At 61.8% G+C, this 18,265-nt stretch carries 16 protein-coding genes, 1 tRNA gene and 2 pseudogenes; 4 read left to right on the forward strand and 15 right to left on the reverse strand.

The features are described 5' to 3' along the window. Positions 1-8 precede the first annotated feature (8 nt). From secD to queA, 4 genes and pseudogenes are all read right to left on the reverse strand, one after another. Positions 9-1,852 (reverse strand): annotated as a pseudogene (gene secD, locus CN538_RS13280) (protein translocase subunit SecD). Between the two features lie 104 nt (positions 1,853-1,956). Further along, the gene (gene yajC / locus CN538_RS13285) at positions 1,957-2,289 is read right to left on the reverse strand and encodes a preprotein translocase subunit YajC (RefSeq protein WP_106419738.1); all 333 of its coding nucleotides are present in this window, start codon (positions 2,287-2,289) and stop codon (positions 1,957-1,959) included. A 114-nt stretch (positions 2,290-2,403) separates the two neighbouring features. Continuing rightward, a complete protein-coding gene (tgt, locus tag CN538_RS13290) occupies positions 2,404-3,522 on the reverse strand; it encodes a tRNA guanosine(34) transglycosylase Tgt (protein ID WP_035475916.1) in 1,119 nt (372 codons plus the stop codon). Between the two features lie 190 nt (positions 3,523-3,712). Then, positions 3,713-4,746: pseudogene (gene queA / locus CN538_RS13295) on the reverse strand (tRNA preQ1(34) S-adenosylmethionine ribosyltransferase-isomerase QueA). A 189-nt stretch (positions 4,747-4,935) separates the two neighbouring features. On the opposite strand from queA, the gene CN538_RS13300 reads away from it, so the two are divergent. Next, positions 4,936-5,022 (forward strand) — tRNA-Leu (locus CN538_RS13300). Positions 5,023-5,084: 62 nt separating this feature from the next. Here the strand turns inward: CN538_RS13300 and CN538_RS13305 are convergent. The 11 genes from CN538_RS13305 to CN538_RS13355 form a co-directional block, all read right to left on the reverse strand. Then, on the reverse strand, positions 5,085-6,086 hold the full coding sequence (locus CN538_RS13305; protein ID WP_207233499.1) for a phage integrase: 1,002 nt from the start codon (positions 6,084-6,086) through the stop codon (positions 5,085-5,087). Continuing rightward, entirely contained in the window at positions 6,086-7,333 is a 1,248-nt protein-coding gene (locus tag CN538_RS13310; protein ID WP_242495106.1) for a hypothetical protein, read from the reverse strand. The genes CN538_RS13305 and CN538_RS13310 overlap by 1 nt, the downstream gene beginning before the upstream one ends. A 118-nt stretch (positions 7,334-7,451) precedes the next feature. Continuing rightward, positions 7,452-8,261 (reverse strand): TraX family protein, encoded by an 810-nt coding sequence (locus tag CN538_RS13315; protein ID WP_106419740.1) that lies wholly within the window; start codon positions 8,259-8,261, stop codon positions 7,452-7,454. Then, complete coding sequence (locus tag CN538_RS13320; RefSeq protein WP_106419741.1) at positions 8,258-9,529, reverse strand: secretin N-terminal domain-containing protein; 1,272 nt, start codon at positions 9,527-9,529, stop codon at positions 8,258-8,260. Before CN538_RS13320 ends, CN538_RS13315 begins: the two co-directional genes overlap by 4 nt. After that, positions 9,510-10,583: a zonular occludens toxin domain-containing protein gene (locus tag CN538_RS13325; RefSeq protein WP_106419742.1), complete on the reverse strand. Its 1,074-nt coding sequence runs from the start codon at positions 10,581-10,583 to the stop codon at positions 9,510-9,512. Before CN538_RS13325 ends, CN538_RS13320 begins: the two co-directional genes overlap by 20 nt. After that, complete coding sequence (locus CN538_RS13330) at positions 10,583-10,933, reverse strand: DUF5455 family protein (protein ID WP_106419743.1); 351 nt, start codon at positions 10,931-10,933, stop codon at positions 10,583-10,585. The genes CN538_RS13325 and CN538_RS13330 overlap by 1 nt, the downstream gene beginning before the upstream one ends. A 2-nt stretch (positions 10,934-10,935) precedes the next feature. Beyond that, on the reverse strand, positions 10,936-12,849 hold the full coding sequence (locus CN538_RS21185; RefSeq protein WP_207233500.1) for a hypothetical protein: 1,914 nt from the start codon (positions 12,847-12,849) through the stop codon (positions 10,936-10,938). Between the two features lie 140 nt (positions 12,850-12,989). Beyond that, entirely contained in the window at positions 12,990-13,262 is a 273-nt protein-coding gene (locus tag CN538_RS13340; protein WP_106419744.1) for a major coat protein, read from the reverse strand. Positions 13,263-13,362: 100 nt separating this feature from the next. Beyond that, on the reverse strand, positions 13,363-13,461 hold the full coding sequence (locus CN538_RS26380; RefSeq protein ID WP_422917505.1) for a tail virion protein G7P-2: 99 nt from the start codon (positions 13,459-13,461) through the stop codon (positions 13,363-13,365). Positions 13,462-13,502: 41 nt separating this feature from the next. Next, positions 13,503-13,853 carry a hypothetical protein gene (locus CN538_RS13345; RefSeq protein WP_106419745.1) on the reverse strand — a complete coding sequence of 117 codons (351 nt, stop codon included), beginning with the start codon at positions 13,851-13,853 and terminating at the stop codon, positions 13,503-13,505. A 370-nt stretch (positions 13,854-14,223) separates the two neighbouring features. Further along, positions 14,224-14,427, reverse strand: coding sequence for a hypothetical protein (locus tag CN538_RS13355; protein WP_106419747.1), 204 nt, complete (start codon positions 14,425-14,427; stop codon positions 14,224-14,226). Between the two features lie 1,044 nt (positions 14,428-15,471). On the opposite strand from CN538_RS13355, the gene CN538_RS13360 reads away from it, so the two are divergent. The 3 genes from CN538_RS13360 to CN538_RS13365 all read left to right on the forward strand — a co-directional run bounded on the left by CN538_RS13360 (position 15,472) and on the right by CN538_RS13365 (position 17,760). After that, positions 15,472-15,801, forward strand: coding sequence for a helix-turn-helix transcriptional regulator (locus tag CN538_RS13360; protein WP_106419748.1), 330 nt, complete (start codon positions 15,472-15,474; stop codon positions 15,799-15,801). Positions 15,802-16,675: 874 nt separating this feature from the next. Next, a complete protein-coding gene (locus tag CN538_RS19980) occupies positions 16,676-17,287 on the forward strand; it encodes a hypothetical protein (protein ID WP_129591369.1) in 612 nt (203 codons plus the stop codon). 5 nt (positions 17,288-17,292) lie between these two features. Then, complete coding sequence (locus CN538_RS13365) at positions 17,293-17,760, forward strand: hypothetical protein (RefSeq protein ID WP_164999603.1); 468 nt, start codon at positions 17,293-17,295, stop codon at positions 17,758-17,760. Positions 17,761-18,265: the final 505 nt, after the last annotated feature.

Here is an 18,265-nt window from a genome sequence, read left to right on the forward strand (position 1 = left end):
CGCGTCTCCTAGATCCAGAGTTTCTTCAACGGCTTGCCGCCGATGGAGAGGTTGACGAGGGCACGCGACACCATGATGCCGGTGAACATCGAGGTCAGGATGCCGATCGACAGCGTCACCGCGAAGCCCTTGACCGGGCCGGTGCCGATGGAGAACAGCACCACCGCCACCAGCAGCGTGGTCAGGTTGGCGTCGACGATCGAGGTGAAGGCGCGCCCATAGCCGGCGTGAATCGCTTGCTGTGCCGGTGTCTTGCGCCTGAGCTCCTCGCGTATGCGCTCGTAGATCAGCACGTTGGCATCCACCGCCATCCCCAGGGTGAGCACGATACCGGCAATGCCGGGCAGCGTGAGGGTGGCGCCCAGCAGCGACATGATCGCGATCAGCAGGGTGAGGTTGACCGCCAGGGCGGCGTTGGCGATGACGCCGAACGCCTTGTAGCGGATCAGCATGAACGCCACCACCAGCAGCCCGCCGACGATCACCGAGAAGATCCCGCGCTGGATGTTCTGTGCGCCCAGGCTCGGCCCGATGGTGCTCTCCTGCACGAAGTAGATCGGCGCGGCGAGCGAGCCGGAACGCAGCAGCAGGGCCAGCTCACGCGCTTCGGTCGGGGAGTCCAGACCGGTGATGCGGAAGCGGTTGCTCAGCGCGCTCTGGATGGTCGCCAGGCTGATGATGCTGCGCTCGGTGGAGGGGATGTGCTCCACCACCGGCTTGCCATCCTTCATCACCGTGCGCGTGTCGGTCTTGTGCTCGATATAGAGCACCGCCATGCTGCGGCCGATGTTGGTGCGTGTGGCCTGATTCATCAGCGAACCGCCGGTGCCGTCCAGGTTGATGTTGACCTGGGGGCGGCCGTTCTGGTCGAAGCCCTGGCTGGCGCTGGAAACGCGGTCACCGGTGATGATCACGTCACGCGACAGGGTCGCGGTGCGCTGCGGGTTGTTGCGGAACGGGAAGGTCTCGGTCTCGGAAGCCGGCGCATCCGGGCGCGCCTCGAGGCGGAACTCCAGGTTGGCGGTGGCGCCGACGATACGCTTGGCCTCGGCGGTGTCCTGCACCCCTGGCAGCTCGACCACGATACGGTTGGGCCCCTGGCGCTGGACCAGCGGCTCGGAGACGCCCAGCTCGTTGACACGGTTGCGGATCGTGGTCAGGTTCTGCTCGACGGCGTAGTCCTGAATGTCCTTGACTGCTCGGTGAGCGACATGTCGAGAAAGGCGCGGCGGCCCTCTTCGCGGCTCTGCAGCTGGAACTCGCGGAAGCTCTGCCGGATCTGGTCGCGGGCGGCGTTGCGATCCTCGACGTTGGCGAACTCGAGATGCAGGGCGTTGCCGTCGATCTCGGTGCCGCGGTAGCGGATGTGCTGGTCGCGCAGGTCGGCGCGGATGGCGCTGGCAGTGGCTTCCAGACGCTGCTTGACTGCGGCCTGCATGTCCACTTCGAGCAGGAAGTGCACGCCGCCGCGCAGGTCTAGGCCGAGTTTCATCGGGGTCGCGCCCAGGCTGGTCAGCCACTCGGGGGTGGAGTCGGCCAGGTTGAGCGCCACGGTGTAGTTGTCGTCGAGCGCCTTGTCGATCGCGTCGCGCGCGGGTAACTGCTGTTCGGCGTTGTCGAGACGAATGAGGGCGGTCGAGTTGCCGGTCATGCTGGCCGACTTGACCGCGATGCCGTCGTCGGCGAGAACTTGGGTCACACGCTCTAGCTGCTGGCTGTCCAGGGTGCCATTGGTCGTGCTGATCTGAACGGCGGGGTCCTGCGGATAAAGATTGGGTAACGCGTAGATGACACCGACGACGAAGACGATGAGTATCAGCAGATACTTCCACAGGGGGTAACGATTGAGCATGGAAGCCCTGTCCTTTCATTCAATGACGATCGGGGGGATCGTCGTGCGAAGACTGTCGCGGAAATGAGGCGAGCCACCGGCGACGATGCCGGTGGCCCGAAGGATTACAGCGACTTCAGGGTACCCTTGGGCAGCACGGAGGCCACGGCGCTCTTCTGCACGTTGACCACGGTGCCTTCGGCGATTTCCATGCTGATGAAGTCGTCGGTCACCTCGGTGATGCGGCCCATCAGCCCGCCGCCGATGACGATTTCGTCACCTTTGGAGAGGTTGGAGATCAACTGCTTGTGCTGCTTGGCACGCTTGGACTGCGGGCGCCACAGCAGGAAATAGAAGATCAGCACGAAGCCGACCAGCATGATGATCTGGGCAATGCCACCACCGCCAGGTGCGGCTGCATCCTGGGCGTGGGCCGCAGGGATGAAAAAGTCCAGCATGGATGGTTCTCCGAAGTTGCGCGATGGAAGTCGCGAGAGTTGCGATGTGAACGGGTGATACGTTACGAGACTTATCCGGCCCGCCGGCGTCGCCACCGGCCAGCGCGTCTCTTGTCAGTCGACCCCGGGCGGTACGGGAAGCCCCCGCCGCCGATAGAATTGTGCTACGAAGTCGGCCAATGTACCCGCTTCGATAGCCCCGCGCAAACCGGCCATCAGGCGCTGGTAGTAGCGCAGATTGTGGATGGTGTTGAGCATCGAGCCGAGCATTTCGCCGCACCGGTCGAGGTGGTGCAGATAGCCGCGCGAGAAGTGCTGGCAGGTGTAGCAGTCGCAGTCCGATTCCAGCGGCCGGGTGTCGTGGCGGTGGGTGGCGTTACGAATCTTCACCGTACCTTCGGCGGTGAACAGATGGCCGTTGCGCGCGTTGCGGGTCGGCATCACGCAGTCGAACATGTCGACCCCGCGGCGCACGCCCTCGACCAAGTCTTCCGGCTTGCCCACGCCCATCAGATAGCGTGGTTGCTCTTCCGGCATCCACTGGGGCAGATAGTCGAGCACGCCGATCATCTCTTCCTTGGGCTCGCCCACCGAGAGACCGCCGATCGCCAGGCCATCGAAGCCGATCTCAAGCAGCCCCTCCAACGAGCGCTTGCGCAGCTCTGGGTACATGCCACCCTGGACGATGCCGAACAGCGCCGACGGCGAGTCGCCGTGGGCCTCGCGCGAGCGCTTGGCCCAGCGCAGCGAGAGCTCCATCGACTTCTGCGCCTCCTGCTCGGTGGCCGGGTAGGGGGTGCACTCGTCGAAGATCATCACGATGTCCGAGCCCAGCGAGCGCTGGACCGCCATCGACTCCTCCGGCCCCATGAACACCTTGGCGCCATCCACCGGCGAGCGGAAGTGCACGCCCTGCTCGGTAATCTTGCGCATGGCGCCCAGCGAGAACACCTGGAAACCGCCGGAGTCGGTGAGAATCGGCCCCTGCCACTGGGAGAAGTCGTGCAGGTCGCCGTGGGCCTCGATCACCTCGGTGCCCGGGCGCAGCCACAGATGGAAGGTATTGCCGAGGATGATCTCGGCGCCGATCGCCTCGACGTCACGCGGGGTCATCCCCTTGACCGTGCCGTAGGTCCCCACCGGCATGAAGGCGGGGGTTTCCACCGTGCCGCGGGGGAAGGTCAGGCGGCCACGCCGGGCGCGGCCATCCTGACCCAGGCGTTCGAACTTCATGAAGCACTCTTGTCGCATAGGATTCTCTGTCTCTCGGGGCGTCGGCAATCGCACGCCACGCTCGGGCCCCCTCGGGGCCGCTGGATGTCTTTCTTTCTATCTCTCTACGCTCGGCGACCTGGCTATCTCGCTAGCGATCGGCTCTCTCTTGCTCAGGTCGCCGGCGCTTGCGCGATGCGTGCCCGGACGATCACGCGTCGCGGCGCGTGAGGAACATGGCATCGCCATAGCTGAAGAAGCGGTACTCCGCTTCCACGCGGCGGCATAGGCGCGCATCACGCTTTCATAGCCGGCAAAGGCGGAGACCAGCATCAATAGCGTCGACTCCGGCAGGTGGAAGTTGGTGACCAGAGCATCCACGCAGCGCCAGCGATAGCCGGGATAGATGAAGATGTCGGTCTCGCCGCGGTAGGGCGCCAGGCGGCCATCTTCCTGGCTGGCGCTCTCCAGGCAGCGCACGCTGGTGGTGCCGATGGCGACGACACGCTTGCCTGCCTCCCGCGCTCGGTTGACGCTGGCGCAGACCTGCTCGTCGACCTCCAGCCACTCGCTGTGCATATGGTGCTCGCGGATATCGTCGACGCGTACCGGCTGAAAGGTACCGGCCCCCACGTGCAGGGTGACGAAGGCGATCTCGACCCCCTTGGCCCGCAGCGCCGCCATCATCGCCTCGTCGAAGTGCAGGCCGGCGGTGGGCGCGGCGACCGCGCCTTCGCGGCGGGCGTAGACGGTCTGATAGCGCTCACGATCGGCGAGTTCGTCCTCGCGGGTGATATAGGGTGGCAGCGGCATATGGCCGTGCTGTTCGAGCAGTGCGATCAGCGGCGTCTCGCCGAGGAAACGCAGCTCGAACAGGGCGTCCTGCCGGCCTTCGACCACAGCGTGGATGCCGCCTTCGAAGATCAGCTCGGTGCCCGGCTTCGGCGACTTGCTGGCGCGCAGATGGGCCAGGCCGCGATGGGCATCCAGCGGACGCTCCAGCAGCATCTCCACCTTACCGCCACTCGCCTTCTGGCCGAACAGGCGTGCCGGGATCACCCGCGTGTCGTTGAACACCACCACGTCGCCGGGTTCGAGATGTCCGAGCAGATCGGGGAAGCGTTCATGCGCCAGCGCCCCGGAAGGGCCATCGACGCACAGCAGGCGGCAATCGGTGCGCTGCTCGGAAGGGTAGCGAGCGATCAACTCGTCGGGGAGATCGAAATGGAAGTCGGCGCGCTGCATGGCACTCATGAATTGGCGAAAAAGGAATGACATGACCGCAGGCGACCGCGGCCACTCGAAGCGAGCCGCTGACGCGGCATCGGGGGCCGGCGGGCGACCCACGCGAGGGCGCCATGATAAAGCAGGCGGGGAGCGAAGTCAGCGCAGTGATTGACGCAAAGGCCGGGGTCCGTATAATGCCACTCCGCTGCCGGCGTGGCGGAATTGGTAGACGCAGCGGATTCAAAATCCGCCGCTGGAAACAGTGTGTCGGTTCGAGTCCGACCGCCGGCACCATGCAAATCAAGCACTTATAGCGTTTTTCCCCTCCGCCTGATTCCTGCTTTTTTCTCGATGTGTCAACGCAGTGTCAACCGATTTTCGGGGCGTATTTGATCGCGTCCGCGAGATGGTCGGGGGACAGGTGTGCGTAGCGCATTGTCATCGTAATGGTCTGGTGTCCCAGGATCTTTTGCAGCGTTAATACGTCCCCCGCCATTCATCATGAAATGACTGGCAAAGGTGTGGCGTAACACGTGCGTTCTCTGCCCCTTGGGGAGCTGAATTCCCGCCTCCTTGATCGCATCCGAAAACGGGTTATAGCCGGTCGTTGGGAAGACGCGCCCGACCTTGGGGGCGTGTTCGATCAGCGTCTGGTAGAGCCCCGGATTCAGCGGGATGGTGCGGTTACGACCGTTCTTGGTGCCGGTGAAGGTGACACGACCGTCGCGGAGGTTTTCGGCGCGCAGATACTGGGCTTCCGACCAGCGGGCACCGGTGGCTAGGCAGAGCCGGGTGATCAGGACGGCATCCTTGTTAGCGCGACGGTCCAGGATCTCAAGCAGCCGGGCTATCTGGTCTTCGGTGAGGTAGCTGAGTTCGGTTTCGTCCAAGCGCAGCGGCTGGAGGCTGGCAAAGGGGTTGCCCTGGTGCCACTCGCCGAGCTTGGTCAGCTTGTTGAGCACGGCGCGCAGGTGGGCCTGATCGTGGTTGGCGGTGGTGGGCGTGATCCCTGAAGCCAGGCGCTTTTGCCGGAACCGTGCGGCGTCCATGGCGGTGATGGTGGAGGCTATTGGGTTGCCCATCATGTCGGCGAGGGCGAGCATCTGCGCGTAGCGACGCTTGCCGTCCTTGAGCGAGACGCCATGGAATTCATACCAGAGGTCGATGAGGTCACGCAGCCGCCGCTTGTCGCGTTTCTTGGGCGAGTAGTCTTCCCCCGCCGCAGCCTTGCCGAGCGTGAGGGTCATGAAGCGTTGGGCTTCCAGCTTGGTCGGGAACGTCTTGCGTATGCGCCGGTGCCCGCGACCTCCTGGCTGTATATCGACCTGCCAGCCCCTGGCTGTTTTCTTGATCGCCATCAAGCCGCCTTCCCTAGTAATCGCCTCTCGACGAGACGCTGGGCGATGAGCTGTCGTAGCTCTCCTGAGCCTATCCCCCGTCGTCGGTAGTAGTTGGCGATATCGTCCCAGGCGCCGCACTGCGTGAGGTAGTGCATGGCTTGCTGCGTGGTGAAGCCTTGGCGCGCGTAGAGCGAAATCAGGTTGCCGACGACCAGGGCGACGTTGCGTTCATTCCCCAGCCCAGGGGCCTTGCGGGCGCGCTTGTAGAAGAAGTGGGGTTCGTGGTCGTAGAACCGGGCGTTTTCCTGCAAAAGCTGCCAAGCGCTGTCGATGAGACCGCGGGAGTGGTCCAGGCGGTAGCTCTTGAGGGCGGTTCGCCAGAGGCCGGTGAGGTGGGGGACAACATCCAGGAAGCGACGAAAGCCGTGGTCCATGTCGAGGCATTCGCCGGTGTCGACGTTGCAGGGTATGCCCTGGGCGAACTCACGCAGCACCGACTGGTGAAAGCGCATCTCGACGCGCCAGACATCGCGCTCGGGGTCGTAGTCGGAGACGGTGGGGTCGTCGCTGGATGCCCGGCCCCAGACGCTTTCCCAGAAGTGGATCTTGTCGCGGGCGTGTGCCTCTTTGGTCTTGTTGTAGATGGCGGATTGGAGGGCACCGGCTGAGCCGAACAGGTAGCTTTGCCCGTTGGCGTATTGGGTGGCGACTTCGCCGCTGGTGATCTCGAGGTCGCTGATGCCGTTCTTGCGGACAATGCGCTTGGAGCGGGTCACGAAGCGGTCCATGAAGTCGCTGGGGGGCTGCCAGCCCTGGACGTCCAGCGCGAGGTGCACGGCGCAGCCCATGGGCTCGACGTAGGCGAGGAGCTGCTTGGCGATGCCATCCATGTAGGCTTGCACGTCGACGGTGGCCCGCTCCTGGATGAAGTGGGGAGAGAGCTCGATTTTCACGTGGGTGCCAATGTTCTCGACCTTGGTGTGACGGGCGTAGAACAGGACGATGACGCCCAGGTCATTGTTCTGTAGCCGGTAGCGAAAGCCGCTGGTCGAGGTGCCGGCACCGACTACCCAGGTGGCGTCGAAGAGGTCGATGGTGGCGCCCCGTCCCTGGTGGTAGACCTCGATGATTTGATCGAACAGGGCCAAGCAGGGCTTGCCTGCGTAGAGCTGGCGCACGGTGTCGACGCCGGCGTTGAGCAATTTGATGTCGCCGTGGTCACGCTGGCCCTTGGGACTGAAGAACAGATTGCCCTTGGGGTCCATCTCGCCCCTGGCGAGTGAGTCGAGTGTCGCACGTTCCCATGTCTTCATTTTTGAAGTGTCCCTTACTGACGTTTAGTGACGTTCTATGAGCGGTTTCTTGGTCATTCTGCGAGACGTGCTACAGGGAGGGTCTCGCCCCCTGGCTGGCTTGGGTGGACCGGTTGACTACCGTTGCCCGACGACAGATTCGTCTACCCCCACTCACTAGTCGTCGGTCCCCGGCAGTCCGTGTTGCCCCCCTCATGACGTGATGCCCGCGGTGGCCAGGGTGATGACGAGCAGATGCAGCGGGTACCAGGAGAGCCGCAGGGGGCGCGGTATGGCTGGGACCGGTATGCGCCAGGAGAGCGACCCGTTGGCCAGCAGGAGTAGCACGACGGCGGTAGCGAGGCTGACGACCATCCGGGCCGGGGTGGCGTTGATGAGTCGAGGCGAACAGGAGCGGGAGAGCGGCGGCGGTGTGCCGGGGGTAGCGGAACGCCAGGGCGAACGCGGGCACCAGCAGCAGGCCAGGGAGGCCGTATTCGATCCAGGGATGAGCGGCGAGGGCGAGCATCACCAGCGTGAGCCCGGCGGCGAGCTGTAGAGTGCGCTCCTCGAGACGTACCAGCAGCACCACGGCGAGCAGACCCAGGCCCAGGGTAAAGCAGACGTTGAGCTTGTCCGGGGTGACGACCAGGGCGTAAGGGAGCTGGGCGACGAGGCCGACCAGGAGCAGGCGACAGCCGTAGCGCAGCGGGTGGCGGGTGTTGTGCAGAAGATGCCACGCGACCATGCCGGCGAACAGCGGGAAGGCGATGCGCCCGACCAGGATGGCCCAGGGCACGGCGGGCGAGTCGGGCCAGATGAACTTGATGGCGTGTTCCTGCGACATGGCGAGGATCGCGAGCCATTGGGCGAGCGGTACCCAGGTGTTGGTGCGGGTCATGAGGCGGCCTCCCGAGTCGGTAGGACGGTGGCTTGCAGCAGGACGTAGAGGTTGCTGCTCTGGTGGCTGGTCGAGGTGGAGCGGAACAGGGCGCCGATGACGGGGATGTCGGAGAGCACCGGCACGCGGTTCTGCTGCTGCCGGTTCTCTTCGGAGACGAGGCCGCCCAGGAGCACCGACTGGCCCGATTGAATCTGTACCGTGGTGTTGATGCTGCGCTGGTTGGTGATGATGTCGGACGCCAGCACCGAGTCGGTGAGACTGTCGGCAGAGGTGCCTACGTCCATGACGATCAGCCCCGAGGGGGTGACCACCGGCAGCACGTTGAGGGTGATGCCGATGTCGCGGCGCTCGATGGTCTGGAACGGGTTCTCGACATTGGCCGCGGAGCCCGTCACGCGACCGGTGATAAAGGGGACGTTCTGGCCGACCGAGATGGTGCCGCGCTGGCCGGAGAGCGCCAGGATTTGCGGCGTGGAGAGAATGCGGGCGTTGCTGTCGCGCTTGAGTGCCGAGATCGCGAGCGCGAGGACGTTGCCGTCGAAGATGCCGAACGAGCCACCGGGCACCGAGAGCGCGCGACCGAGCCCCGAGGTGTTGAAGCCCCCGGCGGGGTTGCTGCCAGCGCGGGCGCGGCCAAACGAGACGCCGAGGTCGAGGGTGTCGCCGTCGGTGGTCTCGAAGATCAGGGCGCGGATGAGCACCTGGGCGCGGGTAACGTCGATCTGGGGCAGCAGCCGTTCGAGCGCCTGGATGCGGTCGGCGGGGCCGCTGACCAGGAGCGCGTTAGCGGCGTGCAGCACCTGAGCGTGGGTGGCCTGCGCGCTACCGGGGGTGTTCTGTATCAGGAAGGCGTCGACCAGGGGCGCGAGATCGTCGGCGCGTAGATGGTTGATCGGCAGCACGCGGGAGACGCTGGGCTCACGCGGGGGCGGGGTCGCGATACGGCTCATGAACGTCTGGTCGCGCCGGGCCGGTGCCAGGGTCGGCGGGTTGCCGGGGACGAGCTGATAGCCGTGGGACTGCATGACGCCGTGGAAGAACTCGGGGAGCTGATCGGGCGGCACGTCCGGGGCGTAGACGGTCAGGGTGCCATGGACACGCGGGTCGATGGCGATGGGGGTGGCGGTTTGCTGGCTGTACCAGTGCACGAAGTCGCGCACGTCGGCGTCCTGCATATCGATGGGCAGGGCGTGGGCGGTGGACGTGAGCAGCAGGGCGCCGGCGGCCAGGGCGGCGCGGGCGAGGTTAGCAACCGATGTCGACATGGTGGGCTCCAGAGCCGAGGCGGAGATGACAGGCACCCATCGGGATGACCTCGAGGCCAAGGCGTTCGAGGTCGTCACTGGTGGTGGGCCGGTGGTCGCCGTCCAGGAGGCGGTAGGTGGTGAGGTCGCCCAGCTGGGCGTAGCCGGTGATGCGCGCGCGGTCGAAGCGGGAGAGATCGACGGCGGGCGCAGGATCGGGCGTGGCCTCGAGGTCGGCGTTGCGGGCGTCGACCTGATCGACGACGAGCACGGACGTGGTGAGGACGATGCCCAGGAGAAAAGCCAGGGTGACCAGAAGCGGGCGGTTGAAGCGCTTCCAGTAGATACGGGTCATGCGCATGTAGAACCTCGCATCGCGGGGGACGCGGAACACGCCATGGGTGAGCCACGGCGGCAGCATCATGTAGGTCTGGTGCGGGTAGGCGTCGGAGAAGGCTTGCTTGGTGTCGTAGGCCGGGTAGAGCGCGCGGCCGGTGTAGGTCCAGCGCTCGACGACAAGGCTTTGCGGAGAGTCGCCGTACTTGACGATGCCGAGGTGGAGCTTGGGCATCGGCAGCTTGCCGCCGGCGAACATCGACCAGAGAGAGCCGATGATCGGCAGCGACAGGCGATCGAGACGCCGGCAGTAGACGACGTGTTCGGCCAGCGCGACGCGGGCCTGCTTGTCCATGATCGAGAGATCCTGGATCAAGAAGATGATGTCCCAGCCGAGCTTGCGCGCGTGTAGAAACCAGTTGATGACGTCCTGGCGCGACTTGTCGGCCCAGGAGCGGGAGTTAAACCAGGTGCCGCACTCATCAAGCACCAGGAGGCCGTTCTTGGCTTCGTCGTAGGTATCGTTGCCGCGCCCGATGGCTTCCAGGTCGGCGAGCTGGGGCTTGTCTGGGATGCGATAGACGTGGGTGTTGCGCGCGCGTTCGCCGATCAGCTTATGCAGGCGCAGATCGAGGTTGGTCGCCACCGCGCAGCCGTGGTTGAGCTTGTCCTTGATCTTGCCGACGGCCACGAGCGTCTTGCCCGCGCCCAGTTTGCCGGTGACGACATAGACGGCCATCACACACCCCCAAGGCCTAGCACGCGGTCTTTGACGTGCAGGGCCATGACCGTGAACTTGGCCAGCACGATGGCCGAGACACAGGTGGAGAAGTTGTCGGGGAGGATGCGGTTGACGCCATCGGCCAGGAGCGGGGGCATGGCCACGGTGAGGCTATCGATGATGCTGGAAATCACATCGGCGGTGCCGGTGATCAGGGCGACGAAAATCCCGACCTTGATCAGGAACAGCCCGAAGCGGGCAACCTTGAGCCAGAAGAAGAACTGAAGAAACCACGTCCCGAAGTACTTGAAAAAGTTACGCGCCAGCGGGATCAGGGCGGTGAAGAGCAGCCGAACGAGCGCACCCATGGTCAGCCCTCCGACGCGCTGCGATAGGACAGCGCGATCATGGTGATTTGGTAGCAGGTGAAGAAGAACAGCAGCCAGGAGAGAGCGGCCTTGATCAGGTCGAAGACGCGGCACTCGATGGTGACGGTGTGGCCCTGGAAGCTGAAGGTGAGCGGGACGCAGCCGCCGCCACCGGGAATCTCGGGGAGCCAGGCGGTGGTCACGCCTTTGACGTAGCTCAGGCCCTGGCCCAGGAGGCTGCTGTCATCCTCGAACAGGTCGCGATAGCGCTGGGTGATCTCGCCCTGTACGTCTTCGTTCTGGGTATCGAGCTGGCTCATCAGGTCGTCGGTAAGGCCCTGGCCATCGAACTCGCTTTCCACATCGGCGGCGGAAGGGGCGCCGTCCTGGTTGGTGAAGGTGTCTACGAGGCTGGAAAAGCCGTCGTTGATCGCCTTGCGTACACCGCCGATGGCATCCAGCACCGCATCGAGGCCGTCGCCGGATTCCTCACTCTCTTCGCCGTCGCCGCTGTCGTTGTTGCCGCTGTCACTGCTGCCGGTATCGCCTTGGGTGGGGTTGTCGGCGTTATCGCTGTCGGTCGACTCGTCCGGGCTATCCGTCGACGGGTCGGGTGTGTCGGTCGATTGGTCGGGTGTGTCGGTCGACTCGTCAGGGGTATCGGTCGACTGGTCGGGTGTATCGGTCGATTCGTCAGGGGTGCTGGTATCACCGGTATCGGTGGGCGTGTCACTGCCGCCACCCGTGGAACCGCCACCGGACGATGAGCCGCCACCGGATGATGAGCCGCCACCGGACGATGAGCCGCCACCGGACGATGAGCCACCACCGGATGATGAGCCGCCACCGGACGATGAGCCGCCACCGGACGATGAGCCGCCACCGGACGATGAGCCGCCGCCGGATGATGAGCCGCCACCGGACGATGAGCCGCCACCGGACGATGAGCCGCCACCGGACGATGAGCCACCACCGGATGATGAGCCGCCACCGGACGATGAGCCGCCACCGGACGATGAGCCGCCACCGGACGATGAGCCGCCACCGGACGATGAGCCGCCGCCGGATGATGAGCCGCCACCGGTCGATGAGCCGCCGCCCGATGAGGAACCGCCACCGGATGACGAGCCGCCGCCAGACGAGGCACCGCCACCACCACCGCCGGATGTGGAGCCACCACCACTGCTGCCGGTATCGCTACCGCTGCCGCTGTCCGTGCCCGTCTCGGTGCCGGTATCGGTCGCAGGCGTGCCCCCGGAACCCGAACCGGAACTGCCGCCCGCGGTGCCCCCGGAGAAGTCGATCACCGAAAAGGAGCCCTTGCCGGTGTAGCAGTAGGGCTGACCCTGGCGAAACACATAGCCATTGCCGCAATCGTCGGGGTCGTCCGAGGGCTCTAGATCAGCGTCGTCGATATCGCTGTCGGGCGGATCATCGACACGATTATCGGTGGCGTGAGATGTCCAGTCGGCGGAACAGGTCTGGGAGCCGTCGGCGTTGTTGAAGCAGGCCCCCACACCGCCATCGTCGACGATGACGCAGTTACCTATCTGGGTCTGATATTGGCCCTGCTCATTGATGAAAACGCCGTTGTAAGTCTCGTTGGGCTTGCCATAGATGGCGTCGCACTGCTGATCATCTAGATCGATACCGACAATGCCGGGGCGAAGCAGCTCGGGGTGATCCCGCAGCACCTGGGCCTTGTCGCAGGGGTAGCTATCGCAATAGAGGACATACCAGACGATTTCATGCTCAAACTCCCCCGTGTTCTGGTTGTAATAGTAATTGTGCTCCAGGCTGTCACCGGCTGAGGCCGCCTCACGGCAATTATCCAGCCCGCCTGGGGAACTCCCATTGGGACCTTCCCAGCAGTACGCTTCCGCCGACCAGTAAGGGTCGGCATGGGCCTGGGGCATCAAGAAGATGGCAGCCGACAAGAGCAGTAAAGAGAGCCAGGATTTCATAACGCACCCATGAAAAAGGGGCCTCGGAAGGCCCCTGAAGACCGGCCCCGGTATGCGCCCAGGGCGGACAGCGGGGCCGGTTGAACCACCGATCAGGTGGCCTTGTTGGCGAACTTCTTGAACAGCCCGATGGCGAGCAGCGAGCCGACGATAGCGGTGACCACCGGCCACGCTTCGCTGGCCATGCTGCTGGCTTGGCTGCTGAGTTCGGAGAAGGCCGCAGAGGCTGCCGAGCCACCGGAGTCGGAGGCCATGGCGGCGCTGGCCGTGGCGATGGTGCCGACGCCGATCATGGCGACCTTGCCGGGGATCGAACGGGCGGCGTTGCGGGTGGTGATGAGCGCGTCTTTCAGTTGGGTTTTCATAGGGTTTTCTCCGCGAATTGCTTGAACGCGAGTGTGGTTTTGCCCCACGCCCAACCGAGGGCGTAGGCACCGAGCAGGTAGCCGATGAGTTCCGAACCGCTCATCGTTGGCCACCCTTGATTGCACCGAGCCCGAACGCGAGCACGAGCCCGATACAAAAGATGAGGAGCCACAGGGCATCGAATTGGTCGTCAGTCATCTGTGGTTCCTCCTAAGTCGTTGACGGTCGACGCGGGGGCGTCAGTTGGCCTTGGCCGTGTCGGCCTTGGCGCTCGAAGGTGCGGCACCGGTGCCCTTGGGGCGGCGCACGGCGATGACGTGCATCGAGGTGGTTTGCTGTCGGTTCTGGCCAGCGCGAACCATGCGCAGCTCGATATCGAGTTCGAGGTTGCACGGCAGCTCGACCCCGGCGTTACGAATCTGATCGACGATGGAAAAGTCGGCGGACATGTCGGAGCACTGCATACCGACTTGGTTATCGTTGTCGGCGTCGACTTCGTTAATGACGCTGACCTTGCCGCCCTTGCGGCCATCGAATTCGTAGCGGGAAGCACCGGAAACGCGGGCGATGATGGTGTTGATCATGGACATGGTGAGGTTCCTTTCAGCGTTGGTACCGGGTTGCCAGGATGTGGCAGTGGCGAGCGAGTACGACTAGCTCAGTGAGGTCGGACGACTCGGGGTCGAGCATCCGGGTGAGGTGTTCCGCCTGGGCGTAGAGCAGGGCGGCGTGGCCGTAGTCACGGCCCTGGAGGCACCGCTTGGCCCGCTCCCTCAAGACTCGGGGCTCCGGGCAGGCGGCTACCCACCCCTGCCCGTCGTCCATCGGTCGGGATGCACGGCGGCCGATCCCGCGCCCCCCGTCAACCCGTGCTGCGCAGGGTATGACGGGGGGCGCGGTGCCGGCCTGGGACGCCGTGCGACCGATGGGCGACGGGTGACGGGCAGGCAGCAACATGACTTAAGCCCCGGAGTCCGGGCGGGCCGGGGTGGTGCCTGCCAACGGCGAGCGGTCGCCGCTTTCGAGCAGGGAGAGGCCGTATTGCATGAGCCGTTCGCCCAGGGCGGAAGGGGTCAGGCGGTTGGTGCCAGCCTGGACGAGAAACCGGGAGTGGTCGCTCTGATCCAGGAACACACGAACGGGCTGTTTCTTGGTCGTGGTCATTGGGTGTTCCTCGTGGTGGGGACTGCGTGGCGATGACCGCCCGAGAAACGCGGTACGGTCGGGGGAATAAAAGCGCCCAGGCACTGGCAGAGGCAGGCGACGGGGGGAGCGAGCCACCGGTGACCTGGGCGAAGGGGAACGCGGTATCGGCGGGGCGTGGGTCGGCCCCGGCCTGGATGTCAGCGGCAGTGACGCGGCGATAGCTGCCGTCGGTGTAGTGCAGGAGGTTGAAGGTCAACGCCGGGTAGACGTTGAAGACGCGCTTGGGGGAACGCGCAGCGGGCACGGGCTCAGGCGATGCGCATTCAGGAGTGAACGCGAGATCGCGGGCGCCGTTGCCCTGGCTGGGGTCATTCCAGGTGCGCTGGTCGATCAGCACGCGGGCCAACGTGCGCTGAAAATCGGTGTCGTCCAGCACACGCTGATAGAAGGAGCTGGAGCAGGGCGAGTTGACGGTGGTCCGAGCGCGAGACCTCAGTTGCCGGTAAGCCAGACGTAGAGCAAGCCGAGACACAAGACGTAGGGCAGCGGATCGATCAGCGACGGAGACATAGCCGCGGGCCTCGCGAAGACGGGTAAGGCGCCAGTACGAACGATGGAAATAGACGAAAGCGGCGCCGGTAGCGTCCTGCCCGATATAGCCCGCGTACCGGCCATCCAGGTGAAAGCTGGTGCCGTGGTCGGGCTGGTTCGGCATGAGGTGGGCGAACGTGACCTGGATCATGAGAAGTCATCCCCTTCCAGCAGCTCGGCCTGGAGTAGGGCGATGTGATCATGCGGTGGCGGCCCAGCTTGTAGGAGGGCAGGTAACCACGACGCAGGTGGCCTTCAATGGTGTCGAGAGACAAACCAGAGAGGTCCGCGAAGCGCTCTTTGGTCATCAGGGGCACGAGGGCCGGGACCTGGGGCGATTTGCTGGGTTCCATTGTCGTAAGCCGCCTTTGTTTGTCTGTGATAGGCTTTTTGCGGTATGCGGTGTGTTAGACAGATGGTGTCTATATCTGAACACAGTATCTATATCCGAATATAGGCAGAAAAAAACACATGTCAAGCGATCTTGGCAAAAAGGTGCGTGAGATACGCGAGGCGGAGGGGCTAGGGCGTCAGGCTTTCTGCGACCTGATCGGTGTGCCCAAGCAGACACTGATCAACGTGGAGATGGGTCGAAGCGGTCCATCGGGAAAGCTGCTGGCTGAGGTCAGTCAGGCGTTCAGCAAGTACACGCTGTGGCTGATGACTGATCAGGTAAGCGAAGAAGCAGGACAGGTGAGCCCGGAGATCGAAAGAGCGCGTCGACGCTCAAGAAGACAGGCACGGATACCGAGTCGCGAGACGGGTATTGCGCGCTGGTACCGGGGAACAGGGAATCAGTGATGGGCGGCGGAAGGAGAGAGCGCGTTAGACGCTCAACACTGCCAGGGTCTACAGACAATAATTGATGTAGTTGAATAAATCTGTGGAAACCAGCAGAGGGGGATGTTCATGCCTGAAGAACTGATGCACAAGCTGGTACGAGGAGTTCTTCCTATTCGTCGCGGGAATGCTTGTACTCTCGTTCACTTGGATTATTATCGAGGCGAAGATAAGGAAGCGCTTTTTTAGAAGCTCTAAGAAACGCAAGCGATGATGAGGAGCAGGATAGACTGTCAGGAAGACAGATACGGGTACCGGGTCGCGCGGCGGTAATTGCGCGGCTGGCACCGAGTAACAGGGTTGATGTTGGGCAAAGGATTTGATGTTATATGTATGTTATATATGTCAGATCTCGCATAGAGAGTTTTCTATGACAGAAGAAAAATGTTCAGTACAGTGGAATATATCGATAAGTTAGTATGGGAGATCGAAAGAATCAGTATTGCGGCTTCTGAGTTGAAGAGGGATGCCAGCTTTTATTGAGCTATTAAGGTCGAGCCTTATTGGTGCCCTGACAGATCAAACTCGTTATATCGAAAGCATATAAATTTGGATGAAAACTTCTATTGGGTTCACGCGATAGAAGATATTTCCATTAACAAAGAGCCGTCCAAGTTGGTTTCTTCGCTATATGGCGCGTTTGTCATAACGGATATGATTGTAGATCAGGTCAGAATAAAGGGGGTTGATCTTCCTTGATGACTGATATAAATCTAACAAAGCCCAGTGCTTTAATATCGAAGGTCGTGAGAGAAGTCAGGCTGAAACCACTTACTATCATATACTGAGAGATAGATACTTTTCCGTTATAAAGTTTTCAATTATCGAAGAGAAATTGAGAAGAGAGTTTTCACAAATTGATGAGGATGCTGTCCGGAGACATTTTTTAGAAATTCAAGAAGATAAAGAGAAGTTTGAGAGAGAATGGGGTGAAACAAAAGAAAAGCTTGTAGAGGAAATTCGAGAAAATAATACTTTGCTGTATGAGCTAAAGAATGACACTAGCTTTGCAGCTCTTTATAGAGGCTTCGATAATTATGCCCAGAGGATAATTGAGGGGCGCCGAGGTGCGGTTCTTGAAAAATGGGGTATAGTGGTTGGCATGGTTTTGGTGCTAGGAAGCGGTGTCGGCTTAAAAATTTTGTACCCTCAGAATTGGTTGGTTTTAATATCGGTGGCCGCTGGTTTTGGGTTGTTGAGTGTTCTGCTAAAGGTCTGTCTGAAGAGAATTGACCAGTTTGATCAGATTAAAGCCAAAGTGGAGCACAAGCTTGCTGTTTCGGCGTTTTATGAAAATAGAATAGGCGAAATAGACTCTAAAGAAGAAAGGCAATTGGCGCAGACAGAATATTACAGGTTTCTGTTTTCAAAAATGGAGACGCGAGATTGGAATGCGCCCGATGTGATGGAAAGTCTGAGTGCGCTTATTCGGGAAGTTAAAAAATGAAGAGGATGCACCAATCTTTTAGGTTGTGGGTTTCGTTGAGCGTGCTTCTTTTAATTTTGGAGCCTTTTTATATAGGCTTTGGGATGTTCTCGCTGATAGCCGAAGGGCGATTTTCGGAGATCAGTTACGATATTTTGACACCGCTCGGTATCGTGTTTGCGGCCTTTGCGATAGGGCAGAAAAGTAAAAAGTTAAAGTCCTTGGTTTCAACTTTTTGCCTAATGTATTGCGCAGTCCTATACTTTACTGTTTATGATTTCAGTTCTTTTGCTTTAAATGATTATTTGCGCGGCATGGAAGGTGTTGGAAGTCAGTTTTTTCTTATGGGCCTGGCAGCAAATATGAGTGTATTAACTTTCTCGGTTTTTAGGGTTATCTGGCTTTTAGTTATGTTCTCAATAGAGGGGAGCTTTGTTGAACAAGACCTTAGACGCGCTAAGGAGATAATGCCTAAGAGTTTTCGCAATGACTGAATATGTCAACCAACTGTCAACGTCGTTGACGCTTAGAGCCACCCGTTGACGGCTTCAGGACTGCGTAAGCGCCTGTTTCCTCAGACATAGACAGCCACTGACGCTCTCGAACTAGAATTCAAAATCCGCCGCTGGAAACAGTGTGTCGGTTCGAGTCCGACCGCCGGCACCATGTGTGAGATCAGTGGCTTAGCGCCACATCCCCCTGAAACACCTCCCCCCTAACGTTTTTGGTCGTGTGCTCGCGCCCGAGTATCCAGCGGCGTCTATTTGTTCTTTCCATCATCTCGCCCGAGACTTGGGCATGCGCTGCCCGTGGCAGCCAATAGCGCCTGCTTCTTCTGAATCTGTCCGCCTTCTCTTTGTCGCTGGCCGCTCTGGCTTGTCTTCGTATCCTCCATCTACCTCCTCAAGTCAAACCGTCCAGACCGCCTAATGTAGCGATTGCCGAGAGTCGTCGCTGTGGTATGTTGCCGATTAGCCACACCACACTCGGAAGGGCTTC

This window comes from Salinicola tamaricis, from assembly GCF_003006155.1.
GTDB lineage: Bacteria > Pseudomonadota > Gammaproteobacteria > Pseudomonadales > Halomonadaceae > Salinicola > Salinicola tamaricis.